Origin of the sequence: Streptacidiphilus sp. ASG 303, from assembly GCF_020991365.1 — a bacterium.
Classification (GTDB): domain Bacteria; phylum Actinomycetota; class Actinomycetes; order Streptomycetales; family Streptomycetaceae; genus Peterkaempfera.
Genome location: NZ_JAJLRA010000159.1, coordinates 1 through 290 on the forward strand (window position 1 = coordinate 1; position 290 = coordinate 290).

Sequence of the window (290 nt, forward strand, 5' to 3'; positions counted from 1 at the left end):
GGCGTGCGGGCGGGGGCGCCGCTCCAGCCGGTGTCGAAGACCCGCGGCAGGTCCTGCTCGGGGATGCCGCCGAAGCCGTCGCTCACCGACAGCACCACGTCGCCGCCCTCCCGCCGCGCCCCGACCGCGACCGTGCCGTCGGCCGGCGTCGCCCGGAGCGCGTTGACCAGCAGGTTCCCCAGCACCCGGGTCATCTCCCGGCCGTCGACCTCCACCGCCTCCGGCGCCACGCCGCCGCCGACCAGCCTCACGCCGTGCTCGCGGGCCAGCGGCTGCGCCCCCGCCAGGGC

General features: G+C 79.7%; 1 protein-coding gene. It reads right to left on the bottom strand.

Annotated elements, in window-relative coordinates:
• Positions 1 to 290, bottom strand: a 290-nt coding sequence (locus LO771_RS30345; RefSeq protein WP_230748376.1) for a HAMP domain-containing sensor histidine kinase, incomplete at both ends; no start/stop codon positions are given.